Source organism: Sphingomonas rubra, assembly GCF_900115745.1.
Lineage (GTDB): Bacteria > Pseudomonadota > Alphaproteobacteria > Sphingomonadales > Sphingomonadaceae > Sphingomonas > Sphingomonas rubra.
Genome location: NZ_FOXP01000002.1, coordinates 178805 through 196177, shown reverse-complemented (window position 1 = coordinate 196177; position 17373 = coordinate 178805). Strand labels below are relative to the sequence as shown.

General features: G+C 70.3%; 22 protein-coding genes. 15 read left to right on the top strand and 7 right to left on the bottom strand.

Annotated features, from left to right (window positions below; translation table 11 throughout):
• Positions 1-33: 33 nt before the first annotated feature.
• From BM145_RS03415 to BM145_RS03375, 9 genes are all read left to right on the top strand, one after another.
• The gene (locus BM145_RS03415) at positions 34-1248 is read left to right on the top strand and encodes a sensor histidine kinase (RefSeq protein WP_093331298.1); all 1215 of its coding nucleotides are present in this window, start codon (positions 34-36) and stop codon (positions 1246-1248) included.
• A 61-nt stretch (positions 1249-1309) separates the two neighbouring features.
• Entirely contained in the window at positions 1310-2332 is a 1023-nt protein-coding gene (locus tag BM145_RS03410; protein WP_093331296.1) for a substrate-binding domain-containing protein, read from the top strand.
• Positions 2329-3516, top strand: coding sequence for a phosphate ABC transporter permease subunit PstC (gene pstC / locus BM145_RS03405; RefSeq protein WP_093331293.1), 1188 nt, complete (start codon positions 2329-2331; stop codon positions 3514-3516). The genes BM145_RS03410 and pstC overlap by 4 nt, the downstream gene beginning before the upstream one ends.
• Positions 3509-4420, top strand: coding sequence for a phosphate ABC transporter permease PstA (gene pstA / locus BM145_RS03400; protein ID WP_425441077.1), 912 nt, complete (start codon positions 3509-3511; stop codon positions 4418-4420). The genes pstC and pstA overlap by 8 nt, the downstream gene beginning before the upstream one ends.
• Entirely contained in the window at positions 4417-5181 is a 765-nt protein-coding gene (gene pstB / locus BM145_RS03395; RefSeq protein ID WP_093331288.1) for a phosphate ABC transporter ATP-binding protein PstB, read from the top strand. Before pstA ends, pstB begins: the two co-directional genes overlap by 4 nt.
• Position 5182: 1 nt before the next feature.
• Positions 5183-5863, top strand: coding sequence for a phosphate signaling complex protein PhoU (gene phoU / locus BM145_RS03390; protein ID WP_093331286.1), 681 nt, complete (start codon positions 5183-5185; stop codon positions 5861-5863).
• A gap of 2 nt (positions 5864-5865) precedes the next feature.
• Positions 5866-6561: a phosphate regulon transcriptional regulator PhoB gene (gene phoB, locus BM145_RS03385; RefSeq protein WP_093331284.1), complete on the top strand. Its 696-nt coding sequence runs from the start codon at positions 5866-5868 to the stop codon at positions 6559-6561.
• A 96-nt stretch (positions 6562-6657) separates the two neighbouring features.
• Positions 6658-7098, top strand: a complete 441-nt coding sequence (locus tag BM145_RS03380; protein ID WP_093331283.1) for a hypothetical protein — start codon at positions 6658-6660, stop codon at positions 7096-7098.
• A 71-nt stretch (positions 7099-7169) separates the two neighbouring features.
• Positions 7170-8069, top strand: coding sequence for an SDR family NAD(P)-dependent oxidoreductase (locus BM145_RS03375; protein ID WP_093331281.1), 900 nt, complete (start codon positions 7170-7172; stop codon positions 8067-8069).
• A 386-nt stretch (positions 8070-8455) separates the two neighbouring features.
• On the opposite strand, the gene BM145_RS03370 is transcribed toward BM145_RS03375, so the two are convergent.
• The 3 genes from BM145_RS03370 to epsC all read right to left on the bottom strand — a co-directional run bounded on the left by BM145_RS03370 (position 8456) and on the right by epsC (position 10549).
• Positions 8456-9325, bottom strand: a complete 870-nt coding sequence (locus BM145_RS03370) for a TonB family protein (RefSeq protein WP_177200072.1) — start codon at positions 9323-9325, stop codon at positions 8456-8458.
• 200 nt (positions 9326-9525) lie between these two features.
• A complete protein-coding gene (locus tag BM145_RS03365; protein WP_093331275.1) occupies positions 9526-9861 on the bottom strand; it encodes a DUF2794 domain-containing protein in 336 nt (111 codons plus the stop codon).
• A 13-nt stretch (positions 9862-9874) separates the two neighbouring features.
• Positions 9875-10549: a serine O-acetyltransferase EpsC gene (gene epsC, locus BM145_RS03360; RefSeq protein WP_093331273.1), complete on the bottom strand. Its 675-nt coding sequence runs from the start codon at positions 10547-10549 to the stop codon at positions 9875-9877.
• Between the two features lie 165 nt (positions 10550-10714).
• Here epsC and BM145_RS03355 point away from each other — a divergent pair, with 165 nt between their 5' ends.
• The 4 genes from BM145_RS03355 to BM145_RS03340 are packed head-to-tail and all read left to right on the top strand — an operon-like array spanning position 10715 to position 13709.
• Positions 10715-11473 (top strand): sulfite exporter TauE/SafE family protein, encoded by a 759-nt coding sequence (locus BM145_RS03355; RefSeq protein WP_093331270.1) that lies wholly within the window; start codon positions 10715-10717, stop codon positions 11471-11473.
• A gap of 33 nt (positions 11474-11506) precedes the next feature.
• Positions 11507-12406 carry a hydrogen peroxide-inducible genes activator gene (locus BM145_RS03350; protein WP_093331268.1) on the top strand — a complete coding sequence of 300 codons (900 nt, stop codon included), beginning with the start codon at positions 11507-11509 and terminating at the stop codon, positions 12404-12406.
• Positions 12403-12951: a fasciclin domain-containing protein gene (locus BM145_RS03345; RefSeq protein WP_093331265.1), complete on the top strand. Its 549-nt coding sequence runs from the start codon at positions 12403-12405 to the stop codon at positions 12949-12951. Before BM145_RS03350 ends, BM145_RS03345 begins: the two co-directional genes overlap by 4 nt.
• Entirely contained in the window at positions 12951-13709 is a 759-nt protein-coding gene (locus tag BM145_RS03340) for a fasciclin domain-containing protein (protein ID WP_093331264.1), read from the top strand. Before BM145_RS03345 ends, BM145_RS03340 begins: the two co-directional genes overlap by 1 nt.
• Here BM145_RS03340 and BM145_RS03335 read toward each other — a convergent pair.
• From BM145_RS03335 to pgsA, 3 genes are read right to left on the bottom strand one after another with little or no spacing between them, the layout of a single operon-like run.
• The gene (locus BM145_RS03335) at positions 13706-14158 is read right to left on the bottom strand and encodes a molybdenum cofactor biosynthesis protein MoaE (RefSeq protein WP_093331262.1); all 453 of its coding nucleotides are present in this window, start codon (positions 14156-14158) and stop codon (positions 13706-13708) included. The genes BM145_RS03340 and BM145_RS03335 overlap by 4 nt on opposite strands.
• On the bottom strand, positions 14155-14406 hold the full coding sequence (gene moaD, locus BM145_RS03330; RefSeq protein ID WP_093331260.1) for a molybdopterin converting factor subunit 1: 252 nt from the start codon (positions 14404-14406) through the stop codon (positions 14155-14157). The genes BM145_RS03335 and moaD overlap by 4 nt, the downstream gene beginning before the upstream one ends.
• A 3-nt stretch (positions 14407-14409) precedes the next feature.
• Positions 14410-14961, bottom strand: coding sequence for a CDP-diacylglycerol--glycerol-3-phosphate 3-phosphatidyltransferase (gene pgsA, locus BM145_RS03325; protein WP_093331766.1), 552 nt, complete (start codon positions 14959-14961; stop codon positions 14410-14412).
• A 280-nt stretch (positions 14962-15241) separates the two neighbouring features.
• Here pgsA and BM145_RS03320 point away from each other — a divergent pair, with 280 nt between their 5' ends.
• The gene (locus BM145_RS03320) at positions 15242-16561 is read left to right on the top strand and encodes an MFS transporter (protein ID WP_093331764.1); all 1320 of its coding nucleotides are present in this window, start codon (positions 15242-15244) and stop codon (positions 16559-16561) included.
• A 1-nt stretch (position 16562) separates the two neighbouring features.
• On the opposite strand, the gene BM145_RS15940 is transcribed toward BM145_RS03320, so the two are convergent.
• The gene (locus tag BM145_RS15940) at positions 16563-16730 is read right to left on the bottom strand and encodes a hypothetical protein (RefSeq protein ID WP_177200071.1); all 168 of its coding nucleotides are present in this window, start codon (positions 16728-16730) and stop codon (positions 16563-16565) included.
• Between the two features lie 182 nt (positions 16731-16912).
• Here BM145_RS15940 and BM145_RS03315 point away from each other — a divergent pair, with 182 nt between their 5' ends.
• Positions 16913-17365 carry a DUF2721 domain-containing protein gene (locus BM145_RS03315; RefSeq protein WP_093331259.1) on the top strand — a complete coding sequence of 151 codons (453 nt, stop codon included), beginning with the start codon at positions 16913-16915 and terminating at the stop codon, positions 17363-17365.
• Positions 17366-17373 lie beyond the last annotated feature (8 nt).

The window sequence follows — 17373 nt, the reverse complement described above, 5'->3', positions numbered from 1 at the left end:
GCCCGACCCCGGCGGCTGCGATAGGAGAACGGGATGCGTTCCGAATCGATCTCGCGCCTGCTCCTCGCCCTGGGGGCGGCGGTCGTCGCGGCGGTCGCGACCGGTGTCGCCCGCGGGGACGGGATCGCGGCGCTGCTCGCCCTGATCGGCGGCGTGGTCGCCGCGCTGATCGCGTGGATGCGACCCGAGGCTTCCCCCGCGGACGCGGTGCCGGACCCGCAGGAACCATCGCTCGCCAGCGTGCTGGATGCGGTCGCCGATCCGGTGCTGGTGCTGACCGCCGGTCGCGTCGCGATCGCCAACGCCGCGGCGCGGTCGGTGCTCGGCACCCATCTGGTCGGCGAGGACGCGCGGGTCGCCATCCGCCACCCGGCCGCGGCCGAGGCGCTCGCCGCCGCCGAACCGCGCGACATCGAGCTGGTCGGCCTCGGCGCGCGCGACCGGCGCTGGCGGCTGGTCGCGGCGACGGGGGGCGACATGCGCGTGGTCACGCTCCACGACCGGACCGAGAACGCGGCGGCCGAGCGGATGCGCGTCGATTTCGTCGCCAACGCCAGCCACGAGCTGCGCACCCCGCTCGCCTCGATCATCGGCTATGCCGAGACGCTGGCGGACGAGGCGGGCGACGACCCCGACCTGCGCCGCCGCTTCCTGCGCATCGTCGGCGACGAGGCGCGGCGCATGCAGCGCTTGGTCGAGGACCTGCTGTCGCTGTCGCGGATCGAGGCGGACAAGTTCCGCGTGCCCGACCAGCCCATCGATCTGGGCAGGCTGATCGACGAGGTCTGCGCCGAACTGGTGGCGACGGGCAATCCGCGCTCCGGCGATCTCGACTGCGTGGTGCCCGGAGAACTGCCCGCGATCGTCGGCGACCGCGCGCAATTGTCGCAGCTGCTCCACAATCTGGTCGGCAATGCGATGAAATACGGCCGGGCCGGCACGCCCGTGACGGTCGCCGCCGAGCGACGCGGCAGCGCCGTCCGGCTGACCGTCACCGACCGCGGGGAGGGGATCGCGCCCGAACACCTGCCGCGCCTGACCGAGCGCTTCTACCGCGTCGACGCGGGGCGCAGCCGCACGCTCGGCGGTACCGGGCTGGGCCTGGCCATCTGCAAGCACATCGTCGAGCGGCACCGCGCGCGCATGGAGGTGCAGAGCGTGCCCAGCACCGGCACCACCGTGGCGGTCACCCTGCCCGCCGCATCGCCCCCCGCCGCCCCTGCCCAAGCCGCTGTCATCAAAGGGTAACGACGCCGTCACATAGGCCGCGGCGGCGGGGCGGCGGGCGTCGCGCCGGGAACTCCCTCGCATGCGCCTTCTCGTCCTCCTCCTGTCGCTGGCGTCGTGCCAGGGTCCGGTCGCCGGCGGCGCGGGCGCGCGCGAGCGGATCACCGCGGTCGGGTCCTCCACCGTCTACCCCTTCACCGCGCTGATCGCGGAACGGTTCGTCGATGCCGATCCGGCCGCGCCCGCACCCGTGATCGAATCGACGGGCACCGGCGCGGGGTTCCGGCTGTTCTGCGCCGGCACGGGGACCGCGCATCCCGACATCGTCGGCGCGTCGCGGCGGATGCGCGCCGGCGAGTACCGATTGTGCGCGCGCAACGGCGTCGGCCCGATCGTCGAGCTGCGGATCGGCCGCGACGGGCTCGCCTTCGCGCAGGCCCGCGGCGCCGTGCCGCTGCGCCTGAGCAACGCCACCCTGTACCGCGCGCTGGCCGAGGCGCCGGGCGGCGTCGCCAACACGGCACGGACCTGGCACGACGTCGACGCCGCGCTGCCGCCGGTGCCGATCCGCGTCTACGGCCCGCCCGCGACGAGCGGCACCCGCGACGCGCTGGCGGAGATGGTGCTGGCGCCCGGCTGCGCGGCGGTCGATCCCGGCGCGGCGGCGCTGCCGCCCGTCGTCCGGCACCGCCGCTGCACCCGCGTGCGCGAGGACGGTGCCTATGTCGACGCGGGCGAGAACGACAATCTCACCGTTCGCAAGCTGCGCGCCGACCAGGGAGCCGTCGGGGTATTCGGCTACGGGTATCTGGAGGCCAACCGCGACACGCTGACGGGCATTCCACTGGATGGCGTGAGACCGGACTATGCCGCCATCGCCAGCGGCCGTTATCCGGGCGCCCGGCCGCTCTTCCTCTACGTCAGGCGCGATGCGCTCGGCACGGTGCCGGGGCTCGCCGACTTCCTTGCCCGCTATCTCGCCGCCGCCGCGCCCAACGGGCCGCTCGTCGGGCGCGGCCTGATCGCCTCGCCCCCCGCAGAGCGGGCGGCCGCACGGCGCACGCTGCTCACGCGTGCGCCGCTCGACCCGCGGACGCTGGCGTGACGGCGCTGCTCCTCGCGGTGTTCGGCCTCGCGCTGATCGGCTGGCTGGCCGGGCACGCGCGCGCCCTCGCCTTCACCGCGTCGCGCGGCGTGCTGCCGCGCCAGCAGGGCTGGTACGTGGCCGTCTGGACGGGTCTGCCGGCCCTCGCGCTGCTCCTGTGCTGGGCGATGATGCGACCGGCAGACGAGATAACATTGCCCGCGATGCTGGCGTTGCTGCTCGCCCTTGTCGGGGGGGGTCTCGCCTTCGCGCGGCTGCGGCCGGGATTCGCGGCGGGCAAGCGAGTGGAACGGATCGTCGTCGCGGCACTGTTCGCCGCGTCGATGGTCGCGATCGTCACCACCGCCGGCATCCTCCTGTCGCTTTTGTGGGAGGGCGGCCGCTTCTTCGCGATCGTGCCGGCCGGCGAGTTCCTGTTCGGCACCCACTGGAGCCCGCAGACGATCGAGGGCGGCGATCCGACCGCGGGCATGGGCGCGCTGCCGCTGTTCTGGGGCAGTTTCTTCATCGGCGCGGTGATCGCCATGGGGGTGGCGGTGCCGCTGGGGCTGCTCAGCGCGATCTACCTGTCGCACTATGCCGCGCCGCGCACGCGCCGCTGGGCCAAGCCGGCGCTGGAGGTGCTCGCCGGGATTCCGACGGTGGTCTACGGCTATCTCGCCGCGGTGACGGTGGCGCCCGCGATCCGCGACCTGGGCGTGGCGCTCGGCATCGGTGCCGCTTCGTCGGAGAGCGCGCTCGCCGCCGGGCTGGTGATGGGCGTGATGATTATCCCCTTCGTCTCCTCCACCGCCGACGATGCATTGTCGGCGGTGCCGCGCACCCTCGCAGAGGCGAGCCTGGCGCTGGGGGCGACCCCGTCCGAGACGGTCCGCCACGTCCTGCTGCCAACCGCGCTGCCGGGCATCGCCGGCGGCGTGCTGCTCGCGGTCAGCCGCGCGGTGGGCGAGACGATGATTGTGGTGATGGCCGCGAGCAGCGTCGCGACGATCAGCGCCAACCCGTTCGCGCCCGCCACTACCGTCACCCGCCAGATCGTCGACCTGCTCACCGGCGAGGCGACGTTCGACAGTGCCAAGACGCTCGCCGCCTTCGCGCTGGGCCTGGTGTTGTTCCTGTTGACGCTGTTCCTCAACTTCGTCGCACTCGCCGCGATGCGCCGCCGCGGGGCCGCTCGTGCCTGACAGGGGGCCGATCGATGGCGGCCCGACCGAATGGGGCAGCGCCGCCATGCGTCGCCACGCGCGTCGCCGGCGCGCCGCCGAGCACCGGTTCCGCCTGCTCGGCCGCGCCGCAGTGGCCGTGTCGATCGGCTGCCTGCTGTTCCTGCTCGGCAGCATGCTGGTCGCCGGGATCGGCGGCATCGACGGCCATTTCCTTCGCGGCACCGACGCGACCGAGGCGACGCGGGCGGGGATCGGCGCGGCCCTGCGGGGATCGCTGATGGTGCTGGGCCTGACGCTGGCGCTGGCGCTGCCCGTCGGGGTGCTCGCCGCGCTGTATCTGGAGGAACTGGCCCCGCGCAGCGCCTGGGCGACCCTGATCGAGGGATCGATCAACAACCTCGCCGCCGTGCCATCGATCATCTTCGGCCTGCTCGGGCTGCTCCTGTTCCTCGGCACGATGGGCCTGCCGCGATCGGCGCCGCTGGTCGGCGGGCTGACGCTGGCGCTGATGACCATGCCGGTGATCGTCATCGCCGGCCGCTCGGCGATCCGCGCGGTGCCCGGCTCGATCCGCGAGGCGGCGCTGGCGGTGGGGGCGAGCCGGGTGCAGGTGACGTTCCACCACGTGCTGCCGCGTGCCTGGCCCGGCATCCTGACCGGCGCCATCATCGGCGGATCGCGCGCGCTGGGCGAGACGGCGCCGCTGCTGCTGATCGGCATGCGCGCCTTCATCCCCGCCGCGCCGACCGGGATGACCGAGCCTGCCACCGTGCTGCCCGTGCAGATCTTCCTCTGGTCCGACCAGATCGACCGCGGCTTCGCGGAGAAGACGTCGGCGGCGATCGTCGTGCTGCTGGTGCTGCTGTTCGCGATGAACGGCGTCGCCGCCTGGCTGCGCCACCGCGGGGAGGTACGCCGATGACCGCGGGCACCAAGATGACCGTGCGCGACGTCAGCGTCTGGTACGGCGCCAAGCCCGCGCTGTCGAACGTCTCGCTCGACATCGAGCGCGAGGAGGTGATCGCGCTGATCGGCCCGTCGGGCTGCGGCAAGTCGACGCTGCTGCGCACGCTCAACCGGCTCAACGACTCCGTGGCGGGCGCGCGTGTCCAGGGTCTCGTCACCCTCGACGGGGAGGACGTGTACGCCCCCGCGACCGATCCGGTGGCGCTGCGCGCGCGCGTCGGCATGGTGTTCCAGGCGCCGAACCCGTTCCCCAAGACGATCCGCGAGAACGTCGCCTACGGCCTGCGCATCCACGGCCTCGCGCGCGGCCGGGCGGACCTCGACGCGCAGGTGGAGCGGGCACTCACCCGGGCCGGGCTGTGGGCGGAGGTGCGCGACCGGCTGGGCGACCCCGCGCTGTCGCTGTCGGGCGGTCAGCAGCAGCGGCTGTGCATCGCCCGCGCGCTGGCGGTGGAGCCCGAGGTGATCCTGATGGACGAGCCGTGCAGCGCGCTCGATCCGATCGGCACCGCGCGGATCGAGGAGTTGATCGGCGATCTGCGCGGGCGCTACGCCATCTGCATCGTCACCCACAACATGCAGCAGGCCGCGCGTGTGTCGCAGCGCACCGCCTTCTTCGACGCGGGGCGGCTGATCGAGTACGGCGCGACGTCCGAGCTCTTCACCAACCCGCGCGAGACCCGCACGCGCGACTATATCACCGGCAGGTACGGCTAACGTGAACCAGCATACCGTGAAGGCATTCGACAACGACATCGGCCAGCTGCGTGGGCTCGTCGCGCAGATGGGCGGGCTCGCCGAGGAGGCGATCGTCAAGGCGATGCAGGCGCTCGGCCGCGCCGACCTGTCGCTGGCCGAGGAGGTGCGCGCCGGCGACGCCGCGATCGACCGGCTGGAGGCGGAGGTGGAGCGGCTGGCGGTGCGCGTCATCGCCCTGCGCGCGCCCCTCGCCAACGACCTGCGCGAGGTGGTGGCGGCGATGAAGATCGCCTCCGTGGTCGAGCGGATCGCCGATTATGCCAAGAACATCGCCCGCCGCATCCCCCAGATCGAGGGCGAGCACCGGATCGAGCCGGTATCGATCCTCCCCGCGATGGGCCGCATGGCGGGCGAGATGGTACGCCACGCCCTCGACGCCTTCGGCGCCCGCGACGCCGACGCGGCGCTGGCGGTGCTCGACAGCGACCGGGCGCTGGATGATTTCTACGACAGCATTTTTCGCACGCTGGTGACCTACATGGTCGAGAATCCGGCGACGATCAGCCAGGTCGCGCACCTGTTGTTCGTCGCCAAGAACCTGGAGCGGATCGGCGACCACGCCACCAACGTCGCCGAAATGGTGTATTTCGCCGCCACCGGCATCCAGATCGCCGATCGCGGCGGCAAGGAAAGGAACTGAACATGGCCCGTGCCCGCCTGTTGCTGGTCGAGGACGATGCCGCCCTCGCCGAGCTGCTCCAATTCAACTTCCGCCGAGAGGATTTCGAGGTGGTGCACACGCCCGACGGCGAGGAGGCGCTGCTGCTCGCCAAGGAGCGGACGCCCGACATCGTCCTGCTCGACTGGATGGTCGAGGGCATCTCCGGCCTGGAGGTGTGCCGCCGCCTGCGCCGCGCGCCCGAGACGCAGAACGTCCCCATCATCATGCTCACCGCCCGCGGCGAGGAGGAGGACCGGGTGCGCGGGCTGGAGACGGGGGCGGACGACTACGTCACCAAGCCCTTTTCGCCGCGCGAGCTGGTGGCGCGGGTCGGCGCCGTGCTGCGCCGCGTCCGCCCCGGGCTGGCCGGCGAGCAGCTCGCTTATGCCGATATCGAGATGGACACGGTGGGCCACAAGGTCCGCCGCAACGGCGAGGTGGTGCCGCTCGGCCCCACCGAGTTCCGGCTGCTGCGCCATTTCCTGGAGCATCCCGGCCACGTCTTCAGCCGCGAACGCCTGCTCGACAGCGTCTGGGGACACGACAGCGACATCGAGAGCCGCACGGTCGACGTGCATATCCGCCGCTTGCGCAAGGCGATCAACGTCGGCGACCGGCCGGACATCATCCGCACGGTACGATCGGCGGGCTACGCGCTCGACAGCGAGGGGTGCTGACCGCCTAATAGGAACCGCCTGCGAAACAACCCGCGACGTGGGGCGTTGGGGTGCAGCGTGAACGCAATCGCGCTCATTTTCCGCAGGAGATTCTCCATGAAGCTGATCCTTCTCGCCGCGACCGCGCTGATCGCGTCGCCCGTGATCGCGCAGGACACGACGACCGGCACCACCACCGGCGCGCCGACCACCCAGACGACGCCGCCGACCACGTCGGACCCGGCGCAGACCGGCCAGATGCCGGCGACCGATCCGTCCCAGACGACCGCCCCCGCCGGTACGGCGGACATGCAGTCGCCCAGCGGCTCGCAGATGGCGGCGCCCGGTACGCCGCCGATGGCCGCGGCGGCCGATACGGCGGGTGGTTACCAGCCGGTCGGACCGGCGTTGCAGGGAACGCCGGCACCGGGTGCGCCCGTCGTGTTCCAGGCAGCTCCGCCGCCGTCGCAGGCCTATCCGGCGCCGGCGCCCAAGGCCAGCTATCCGATCTGCAAGAAGGGCCAGTTCGACGGCTGTCGCCAGCGCGGCGGCAAGTAATCGACTGACCGGTTGCGCCACGGCGTAGCCGAGATAGGAAGGGCGCTCCACCATCTGGAGCGCCCTTTTCCATGTCCATCCGCTTCGACGACCAAGTTGCCATCGTCACCGGCGCGGGCGGCGGACTGGGGCGCGAGTACGCGCTGGCCCTGGCCGCGCGCGGTGCCAGGGTAGTGGTCAACGACCTGGGCGGATCGCGCGACGGCGGCGGCCACTCGGACGCGGCGCGCGCCGCGGTCGCGGAGATCGAGGCGGCCGGCGGCGAGGCGATGGCGGACGGCGGCGACGTGTCCGACTACGCGCAGATGCAGGCGATGGTCGCCGCCGCGGTGGAGCGCTGGGGAGCCGTCCACATCCTCATCAACAACGCCGGCGTGCTCCGCGACAAGAGTTTCGCCAAGATGGAGCCGGCCGATTTCGAGTTCGTGGTTCGCGTCCACCTGCTCGGCTCCGCCTTCGCGACCAAGGCGTGCTGGGAGCAGTTCCGCCAGCAGAATTACGGCCGCGTGCTGATGACCTCCTCCTCGTCGGGCCTGTTCGGCAATTTCGGCCAGGCCAATTACGGCGCGGCCAAGCTGGGCATCGCCGGCCTGGCCAGGACGCTGTCGCTGGAGGGCGCCAAGAACGACATCCGCGTCAACACGATCGCGCCGACCGCGGGCACGCGGATGACCGAGGGGCTGTTCCCCGACGCGATGTTCGACGCCTTCTCCCCCGACAAGGTCGCGCCCGCCGCGTTGTTCCTCGTCTCGAAGGACGCGCCGACCGGCCAGATCGTCGGCGCGGGCGCCGGCGTGTTCCAGTCGTCGGCCATCACGCTGACGCCCGGCGTCGCACTCCATGGCGATGATCTGTCGCCCGAGGGCGTCGCCGCCGCCTGGGACCGGATCGCGGATCGCACGGGCGAGATCGTCCCTGGATCGGGCGCCGAGCAGGCGATGCTGATCGGGCGGACGCTGCAAGGCGGCTGAGCACCGAAGTTGACACTTGCTTGACTCGATTGACTCTCAAAACGAAACGTGCAGGCGTGATCGTTTCCAGATATGCGATATTGAGAAAGAGCGAGGTTGATTTCCTGACCCGCTTGTAGCCGATTCGGGACTTGTAGGACAGCGATCGCTCGCACCTCGACTACGGGAAGTTTGTTCGAGCGGAAACGCCCTGGGAGTCGTGCGGTTTTCCTGCTTCTCCGTGCCCGGTGAGTAGTTTAGGGCAAGAGCAATCGAAAACATGTTGCGGGCGCATTCAACGTTATGTCCATGCTTCCATGGATACGTCCGTGCGCCCTCCCCCATTAGCGGTTCCTGATCGAGAACATTTCTACAGGGCATGGCTCATCATGCCCTGCTCCCGATGGTCAATTTCGTTTAATTACGAACGGCATGGCTGGTTGCCAATGGATCCGGTTGATCCAAACGGATTTGATCGGCTGTCCACCGGCACCGATGGCCGGGCGGAACTGTGCGCGCGCTTTGGTCAGTTCGCATGTTAAGTCTTCAAAAGCTTTGTCGCCGCCCGACTTTGCCACCGCGCGGTCTTGGATCGATCCATCTGCCGCCACTATAAGTCGCAGCACGACGATGCCACCGGCTCCGCTGCGATCGAGAGCGGCGGGATAATCACTGGGCCGGAACCATTTGGCTGGGTCGACGAGAGGCTCCGGCGCACTTTTCCGCTGCTGCTGCTCGGCAGGATCAAGGCCCCAACTTGCGATGAGATTGTCCATGCACTTGTCGAGGGCGGTAAGTGCACCCTTCATCGATCCCATGTCGAGCTGGACAGCATAGCGCCTTGCGAAACGTACGCCGAGCTTGGTCGATAGACCTGCTGCGACATCGCTGCGAAGAGCGCCCGGAAGGTCCTTGTCCGGCCTGAAGCGGATGCTTCCGGGAAATTTACCGGCAGCGGCGAAACCGCGCGCCTGCATACCCGGAACTTGGGCAACGGTTGAGGTGCTTACCGACACCGGAACGTCGCCGTCGGTCACCGGCACATGCTGGGCGGCCAAGGCCATTTCGAGAACATCGCTCACGTCGAGCCGGCTAAGCTGAAGGGTCGTCTTGCTCTTTCCCTCGCCGAACGTGCGGAGAAGCCGACACTCGGTCGGAGCGTAATCCATCTGCCACTTCGAGGTGGGGGCGAGTTGGGTAGGAGGATCTGCGGCGATCGCTGCTGCGGCCGCCGCACTGCCCGTGATGCCGGCTACGAGCGTTCTCCGGATAGCCATAACCCCTCCCCGCTTACTCCGCTGCCGTGTGTTATCGCTGCTCATGTCTCAGCACAATCACGTCGCGCAAAGGCTTCAACAGCGCCAAGTGGCGGCCGCGATCCGGATCAGGCCATGCGTACCATCGCCACATTCTCGCCATGCAGGGTTTGGGGAAGCCGCTGGCGTTCTTGATACGCGATCGGTTTCCCGGCCCTCCCCTACTCCTCCACCAGCTTGAGCAGCCGCCGCTCGACCGGCGCGAGTACCGGCCCCAGTTCGTGGCCGCGTTTCAGCACCGCGCCGCCTTCTCCGACCAGCGCCCACATGCCCTGGCGCTGGCGCAGCGCCGGGCGTTTCTCGATGCGGATCTCCGGCCGCTCGGCACTGCGACGGAAGGCGGAGAAGGTGGCGGTGTCGCGGCCGAACTCCATCGCGTAGTCGCGCCAGTGACCCGCGGCGACCATGCGGCCGTAGAGATCGAGGATGCGGTTGAGCTCGGCGCGCTCGAAGCCGATCTGGGCCTCGCGCTTCGTCGGGAAAGGGACGACGCCCATTATGCGCGGGTCCTCACGCCCGGTCGCGCTCCCGCTGCTCGGCGATCAGCGCGTCGAGACGGCGGCGGAGTTGCTCCACCTCGCAGCGGAGCAGCTCGGTCTTCTGCGTGGCGGGGTCGAAATGCTCCGAACAGGCGGTGCCGTAGGGAAGGAACGGCGGCTCGGGCGCGGCGCCGCCGGCGACGGTGGTGGCGCGCGCGGGGATGCCGACCATCACCGCGCCCTCGGCCACGTCCCTGGTCACCACCGCGTTGGCGCCGACGCGCGAGCGCCGGCCGAGCGTGATCGGCCCCAGCACCTGCGCGCCCGAGCCGATGATGGCGCCGTCCATCACGGTCGGGTGGCGCTTGCCCGCGACGCCGTTGTCGGGGCTGGTGCCGCCCAGCGTCACGCATTGGTAGATGGTGACGTCGTCGCCGATCTCCGCCGTCTCGCCGATCACGACGAAGCCGTGGTCGATGAAGAAGTTGCGGCCGATCCTGGCACCCGGATGGATGTCGATCGCGGTCCAGGCGCGCGTCCAATGGTTGACGAGGCGGGCGAGAAAGAACAGCCGCGCACGGTAGAGCCGATGCGCGACGCGGTGGCCGGCGAGCGCCCAGACGCCCGGATAGGTCAGCACCTCCGCCCGGCTGTGCGGCGCCGGATCGCGGGCGCGGATCGAATCGAGATAGGCGAACAGGCTCATGCGGTTTCCTTCGCGTATGCCCTACGCGAACGCGCGATCTAGGACGGCGAACGCCCGATTGCCAGTCGCGGGTCCGCCCCGCCCCGCGCACGATGGAGTGGGTAAAGCCGATCTTTGTTGTAGGGATTGCGCCGGCCCGGCACCCTGCCGTGCGAAAGGACCTGCATGTTCAGCATCGAGTTCGCCGACATCCTTCCCTTCATGCTGATCGGCTTCGGCGCGCAGGTGGTCGACGGGGCGCTGGGCATGGCGTTCGGCGTCATCTCCAACACCGCGCTGCTGTGGGTCGGGGTGCCGCCCGCCGCAGCATCGGCGGGGGTGCACACGGTGGAGACGTTCACCACCGCGGTATCGGGAATCAGCCACGTCGCGCATCGCAACGTCAACTGGCGGCTGTTCCTGCGGCTGATGATCCCCGGCGTGATCGGCGGCGTGCTGGGCGCGTACGTGCTGTCCAACATCGACGCGGGCGTCGCCAAGCCGTTCATCCTGGCGTATCTGAGCGCGATCGGCGTGTACCTGCTGTTCCGCGGCCTGCGCGCGATGCCGCGGGCGAAGGAACCCAGGGTGGTCGAGCCGCTGGGGCTGGCGGGCGGCTTCCTCGACGCGGCGGGCGGCGGCGGCTGGGGGCCGGTGGTGACGTCCAACCTGCTGATTCAGGGCGCAACACCCAGGACGACCATCGGCACCGTCAACACCGCCGAATTCTTCCTGACGGCGACGATCTCCGCCACCTTCCTGACCCAGCTGGGCTGGGCGGCGTTCACCCACGCGACGGTGGGGCTGCTGATCGGCGGGGTGCTGGCGGCGCCGTTCGGGGCGATGCTGGCCAAGCGGGTGCCGGCCAGGACGCTGATGATCCTGGTCGGCACGATCCTGACGATCACCAGCCTGTTCGGGTTGTGGCGCGCGCTTCACGGGTAGGCGCCGGGGCGCATAGCGGCTAGGCGCGGGCCGATGGCTGCGACCTATCTGCCGACCTTGAAGCAGCTCCAATATCTGGTGGCGCTCGCCGACCATGGTCATTTCGGGCGCGCGGCGGAGGCGGTGTTCGTGACCCAATCGACGCTGTCGGCGGGCCTGCGCGACCTGGAGACGCTGATCGGCGTGACGCTGGTGGAGCGGACGCGGCGGGTGGTGCGCTTCACGCCGGTGGGCGAGCGGATCACCGCCAAGGCGAGGCGCGTGCTGCGCGAGGCGGAGGAACTGGGCGACCTCGCCCGCGCCGCCGGCCGGCCGCTGACCGGCGAGATGCGGATGAGCGTGATCCCGACGATCGCGCCGTTCATCCTGCCGCGGCTGCTGCCGGCGCTGCGCCGCGACTATCCGGACCTCAAGCTGTTCCTGCGCGAGGAGCCGAGCGGCCCGGCGTGCGAGGGGCTGCACGGCGGCCGTACCGACTGCGTGCTGCTCGCCCTGCCCTTCGCGTGCGGCGAGGTGGCGGCGCAGGTCCTGTTCGACGACCGGCTGTTCGTCGCCTTCCAATCCGACGGGGAGGAGCCGCCCGCATCGATCCCGGCGGCCGACATCGACGAGACGCGGCTGCTGCTGCTGGAGGACGGCCATTGCCTGAAGGATCACGCGCTCGCCGCCTGCAACCGGCCGGAGGTGCGCGCGGAAGCGACCATGCTGGGCACGTCGCTGCACACGGTGGTGCAGATGGTCGATAATGGCCTTGGCATTACCATCCTCCCGGAAATGGCGCTGGAGGCGGGCATCCTCGACCATACCAGCCTGATCGCGAGGCCGCTGGCGGCGGCGGAGGCGGTGCGGCACGTCGCCCTGGTGTGGCGGCGGGCCTCCCCTCGCGAGGGCGACTTCCGGCTGCTCGCCGACGTGCTGGCGGCGGCGCGATGATGCGCGCGCTTCCGTTCGCGCTCGTGCTGCTGGCGGCGGGCTGCGTGGCGCCACCGGTGGCGGTGGTGCCGCCGCCGGTGGTGATCGCGCCCGAGCAGCGCAACCTGCGCCAGGAGATCGCGGCGACGCCCACCCTGTCGCGCTTCGCGGCGGCACTGGCGGCGAGCGGCGACGCACGCACCGCGGGGAGCGCTGCGATCACGGTATTCGCGACGAGCGACGACGCCTATGCGCGGCTGGCACCGGGCGTGGCGGAGGCGCTGGTCGCGCCGGAGAACCGCGATACGCTGGGCCGGTTCGTCGCCTATCACCTGGTCGAAGGGCGGGTCGACGGGGCCGAACTGCGCCGGCGCGTCGCGGCCGGCGGCGGCCGGGCGCTGCTGCCGACGCTGGCGGGCGAGCCGCTGGCGGTGACGCTGACCGGCGACGTGGTGACGCTGACCGATGGGGACGGCGACCGCGCTTACCTGAGAACGGCCGAATCGGTGCGGCCGAATGGCGTGCTGCACGTGGTGGACGGGTTCCTGGCACCCGCCATGCCGTGATGAGTCGCACGGGCGAGGGAACGATCGTGCCGCTCGCGCAATATTTCCCGGTCATCAACCGGGAGTTTCCATCCATGCGTTTCGCCATCCTGCTGCTCGCCACCACCGGTCTGGCCGCCGCGCCGACGCTGGCACAGACGGCTGCGCCGGCGCCGGCCCCCGCGCAGGCGCGCCCCGCCGCGCCGGCCACGCCGCCCACGCAGGCCCAGACCGCACCTACTGCGGCTCAGACCGCCCCGACTCCGGGTACCGCAGCACCGGCCGCACCGGGGCAGGCCGCACCCGCGCAGCCGGGCGCCGCGCCGACGATGACGATCGCCGCCGCGCTGCCGACGCTGCCCAACCGGGCAACGCTGCTCCGTCTGGTCACCGCCGCGGAGCTGGCCACTCTGCTGTCCGGCCCCGGGCCGTTCACGCTGTTCGCGCCGGGCGACGCCGCGTTCAATCGCCTGCCGCCGGGCACGCTCGACACGCTGACCGCGCCCGCCAACAAGGCCGGCCTGCAGACGATCATCAAAAACCACATCGTCGCGGGCGCGCTGACCGAGAAGCAGATCCGCGATCAGATCGCGGCCGGCGGCGGTCGTGCGACGCTCAACACGCTGTCGGGCCAGCCGCTGACCGCGAGTTTGGAGAACAACGTGGTGCTGCTGACCGACGCGGTCGGCAACAAGGCGTTCATCGACAAGGCCGATCAGATGGAGACCAACGGCGTGATCCACCTGACCAACGGGATCAGCCTGCCGAAGCTCGGTTAATTTCCCCAGCGCGCGGCGGCGGCATCGTCGGCGTCGCGCGCTTCCACCCAGCTGGCCGAGCTCCCGCGCGTTTCGCGCTTCCAGAAGGGCGCGTCGGTCTTCAGCCGGTCGATCAGGAAGGCGCAGGCGTCGAGCGCGGCGTCACGGTGCGGCGCGGCGGCGGCGACGAACACGATCCGCTCGCCCGGCCGCATCGGCCCGACGCGATGGACGATCGTCGCTGCGGCGAGCGACCAGCGCGCGGTCGCCTCCGCGGCGAGCTTCTCCAGCGCGCGTTCGGTGCCGCCGGGATAATGTTCTAGCTCCAGCACCGCGACGGTGCCGTCGGCATGCTCGTCGGCGCGGACCAGGCCGGTGAAGGTGGCGACCGCCCCCGCGCCGGCCGCCTCGGCAGCGGCCAGCTCCTCCGCCACGTCGATCGGGGCGGGCGAGACGAGGACGCGGATCATCCGCCGGTCACCGGCGGGAAGATCGCCACCTCCGCCGCGCCGACGACCGAGGCATCGAGCGGCCCGAATTCCTGGTCCACCGCGGCGCGCAAACGCGCGGGCTCGGCGAAGGCCGCGGCGTGGGCGGGCGAGCGGGTGGCGAGCCAGTCGATCAGCGCGGCGACGGTGGTAACGGTCGCGGGCAGGTCGACCTCCTCCTCACCGGTGCCGACACCCTCGCGCACCCAGGCGAAATACAGGATCCGCATCGTTCAATCCATGTGCTTCAGGCCGACGCGCAGGTAATCCCAGCCGGTCACCAGCGTCAGCACCGCCGCGCCCCACAAGGCGGCGAGCGACGTCGTCTCGATCCACAGCGCGGCGGGCGCGGCCCCGGCGAGGATCAGCCCGCCGAGCGACACCAGTTGCAACGTCGTCTTCCACTTGGCGAGCTTGGACACGGGCACCGATACGTGAAGCGGTGCCAGGAACTCGCGCAGGCCCGACACCGCGATCTCGCGCAGCAGGATGACCAGCGCCGCGATCAAGTGGACGCCCTGGATGTCGCGCGTGCCGACCAGCATCAGGATCACCGAGGCGACCATGATCTTGTCGGCGATCGGATCGAGGAACACGCCGAGTCGCGACACCGCGCCGTTCGATCGGGCGAGATAGCCGTCGAAATAATCCGTGATGCCCATCAGGCAGTAGAGCGCGAAGGCGAGCGCGTAGCCCGTCGTCCAGGCCGGCCACCACAGCAGCCCGACGAGCAGCGGCACCGCGACGATGCGCGACAGCGTCAGGAGGTTGGGCAGGCTCGGCATGCCGACCTGCCCTAGCGGCAGCGCGGCGCGGGTGGAACCGCTTTCCTGTGCGCCGACTTCGCGACTTTCCGCCTCGATCTGCCTGCCCGAGCCGTCATGCCGGGCCAGTCCCGGCATCCAGGGCCACGATCGGTGACGCTGCTTGGCTCTGGATGCCGGGACGAGCCCGGCATGACGAAGGGACGCGTCGCATCGGTTCGGGCGGGCCATCCCGCGACCCTTGGCGCCTCCGCCCCGCTCGGCTACAACCACGATGTTCCGCCACGGCCAAGGCAGCATCATGATAAACGCCCTGGGGCTGCTGAAGCGGCGTCGCTTCCTGCCCCTGTTCGTCACCCAGTTCCTGGGCGCCTTCAACGACAATCTGTTCAAGACGTCGATGGTGCTGTTCGCGACCTACGCTATCTTCAACGATGCGGGCGCGGAGGCGAACTTCAACGCGCTGGCGACCGGCCTCGCCATCCTGCCCTTCTTCCTGTTGTCGGCGCTGTCGGGGCAGCTGGCGGACAGCCACGATAAGGCGGCGATCATCCGGCTGGTCAAGACGGCCGAGATCGGGATCATGCTGGTCGGGTCGGCCGGGCTGCTCGCCGCCAAGATCGGCCACGTCCATCTGGGCCTCGGCCTGATGCTGTTCGCGGTGCTGCTGCTCGGCACCCACTCGACCTTCTTCGGCCCGATCAAATACGCCATCCTGCCGCAGCATCTGCCGCCCGGCGACGTGCTGGGTGGCACCGGGCTGGTCGAAGCGGGAACGTATCTCGCCATCCTGCTCGGCACCGTCGCCGCCGGCTTCCTCGCCAAGCTGCCCTATTGGTGGACGATCGGCGCGGTGCTGGGGTTCGCGGTGATCGGCTGGTTCGCGGGGCGGCAGGTGCCGCCGGCCCCGCGCGAGGGGCCGCCGCTCACGCTCAACTATAATCCCTTTACCTCGTCATGGCGGTTGATCTCGGCCACCATGCACATTCCGCGGCTGTTCCTGTCGATCTGCGCGATCAGCTTCTTCTGGACGATCGCCACCGTCCTCATCATCATCTTCCCACCCTTGGTGAAGAACGTGCTGACCGCCGACGAGCAGGTCGCGAGCGTCGCCATCGCGGTGTTCTCGGTCGGGGTGGCGATCGGGTCGGTGGTCATCAACACGATGCTGAAAGGGCGCATCTCGGCGCGCTACTCGCCCGCCTCGGTGGTGGCGATGGGCGGGTTCGTCGCGCTGTTCTCGTTCCTGTCGCGTGGCTGGACGGCGGCGCCGGCGGGGCAGCTCTACGGTTTCGCGAGCTTCGTGGCGCAGCCGGGCGCGATTCCGGTGCTGCTGACGCTGCTCGCCATCGCGGTGACGGGGGGCATGTTCGTGGTGCCGCTCTACGCCTTCCTGACCACCACGGTGGAGAAGGATCAGACCGCGCGCACGGTGGCGGCGAACAACGTGGTCAACGCCGGCGCGATGACGATCGGGTCGGTCGCGGTGCTCGGCATCACCGGCCTGGGCGTCGGGCCGGAGGACATGCTGTTCCTGGTCGCGGCGATGTGCCTTGTATCCGCCTGGATCGCACGGCGCCTGCACGCGGCCTGCGACAGCGAGACCTGCGCCAGCGGATAGATCAGCCGATAAAGCTGTAGAAGCAGGTGAAGAAGGCCGCGAAGCTGAGCAGGAACAGCTTCACGTCCTGATCCTCGTTGCGCGGATCGCGGCGGACGGGCGGCGGCGGCAGCGTCTGTCGCAGCGGGTGCCGGGCGGCTTCATTGGTGAGGACGAGGCGTCTGGTCATGGTGCAGACGTTAACGCCGCGTTTACGATTTCGCCCAGCCATAAAGAAGGTTAAGCGGCGGCCGTCCGGTAACGGGACATCGGCGCGGGCGTGAACGACGGCGCTGAAGCGGTCGCCAAGGTCGTGACTGGAGCCTTCATCGACACGGTGCCAATCCGGTCGCGACCCGCTACAACCCGGCCATGCTTCCCACGCTCCCCGGCGTCGCCACCATCGCCCAGACCATCGCACTGTCGCTTTCGCCCGTGTTCATGCTCGCCGGCATCGGCGCGCTGCTCAACGTGCTCGCCGGGCGGCTCAGCCGCGTGGTGGACCGTACCCGTGCGCTGGAACAACTGCATCCGCGCTCGACGGGGCCGGAGCATGATCGCCACGTGTGGGAGCTGCGGCTGCTCGATCGCCGCATCTCGATCATCAACGCCGCGCTGTTCCTGGCGGTGTCGAGCGCGGTGATGACGTGCCTGGTGGTGGTGCTGCTGTTCATCGCGACGCTGACCAAGCTGCACCTGGGCACGCTGGTCGCGCTGTCCTTCATCCTGGCGATGCTGCTGCTGATCCTGTCGCTATGCGCCTTCATGGTCGAGGTGCGGCTGTCGCTGCGCGCCGTTCACGTGCGCAAGGAGCTGCTGCGATAGGCGCGAGC

Coding starts and splice junctions, on each gene's coding strand:
- BM145_RS03415 (WP_093331298.1), top strand. CDS start 34: ATGCGTTCCGAATCGATCTCGCGCCTGCTCCTCGCCCTGGGGGCGGCG.
- BM145_RS03410 (WP_093331296.1), top strand. CDS start 1,310: ATGCGCCTTCTCGTCCTCCTCCTGTCGCTGGCGTCGTGCCAGGGTCCG.
- pstB (WP_093331288.1), top strand. CDS start 4,417: ATGACCGCGGGCACCAAGATGACCGTGCGCGACGTCAGCGTCTGGTAC.
- phoB (WP_093331284.1), top strand. CDS start 5,866: ATGGCCCGTGCCCGCCTGTTGCTGGTCGAGGACGATGCCGCCCTCGCC.
- BM145_RS03380 (WP_093331283.1), top strand. CDS start 6,658: ATGAAGCTGATCCTTCTCGCCGCGACCGCGCTGATCGCGTCGCCCGTG.
- BM145_RS03375 (WP_093331281.1), top strand. CDS start 7,170: ATGTCCATCCGCTTCGACGACCAAGTTGCCATCGTCACCGGCGCGGGC.
- BM145_RS03370 (WP_177200072.1), bottom strand. CDS start 9,325: ATGGCTATCCGGAGAACGCTCGTAGCCGGCATCACGGGCAGTGCGGCG.
- BM145_RS03365 (WP_093331275.1), bottom strand. CDS start 9,861: ATGGGCGTCGTCCCTTTCCCGACGAAGCGCGAGGCCCAGATCGGCTTC.
- epsC (WP_093331273.1), bottom strand. CDS start 10,549: ATGAGCCTGTTCGCCTATCTCGATTCGATCCGCGCCCGCGATCCGGCG.
- BM145_RS03355 (WP_093331270.1), top strand. CDS start 10,715: ATGTTCAGCATCGAGTTCGCCGACATCCTTCCCTTCATGCTGATCGGC.
- BM145_RS03350 (WP_093331268.1), top strand. CDS start 11,507: ATGGCTGCGACCTATCTGCCGACCTTGAAGCAGCTCCAATATCTGGTG.
- BM145_RS03345 (WP_093331265.1), top strand. CDS start 12,403: ATGATGCGCGCGCTTCCGTTCGCGCTCGTGCTGCTGGCGGCGGGCTGC.
- BM145_RS03340 (WP_093331264.1), top strand. CDS start 12,951: ATGAGTCGCACGGGCGAGGGAACGATCGTGCCGCTCGCGCAATATTTC.
- BM145_RS03335 (WP_093331262.1), bottom strand. CDS start 14,158: ATGATCCGCGTCCTCGTCTCGCCCGCCCCGATCGACGTGGCGGAGGAG.
- moaD (WP_093331260.1), bottom strand. CDS start 14,406: ATGCGGATCCTGTATTTCGCCTGGGTGCGCGAGGGTGTCGGCACCGGT.
- pgsA (WP_093331766.1), bottom strand. CDS start 14,961: ATGCCGAGCCTGCCCAACCTCCTGACGCTGTCGCGCATCGTCGCGGTG.
- BM145_RS03320 (WP_093331764.1), top strand. CDS start 15,242: ATGATAAACGCCCTGGGGCTGCTGAAGCGGCGTCGCTTCCTGCCCCTG.
- BM145_RS15940 (WP_177200071.1), bottom strand. CDS start 16,730: ATGACCAGACGCCTCGTCCTCACCAATGAAGCCGCCCGGCACCCGCTG.
- BM145_RS03315 (WP_093331259.1), top strand. CDS start 16,913: ATGCTTCCCACGCTCCCCGGCGTCGCCACCATCGCCCAGACCATCGCA.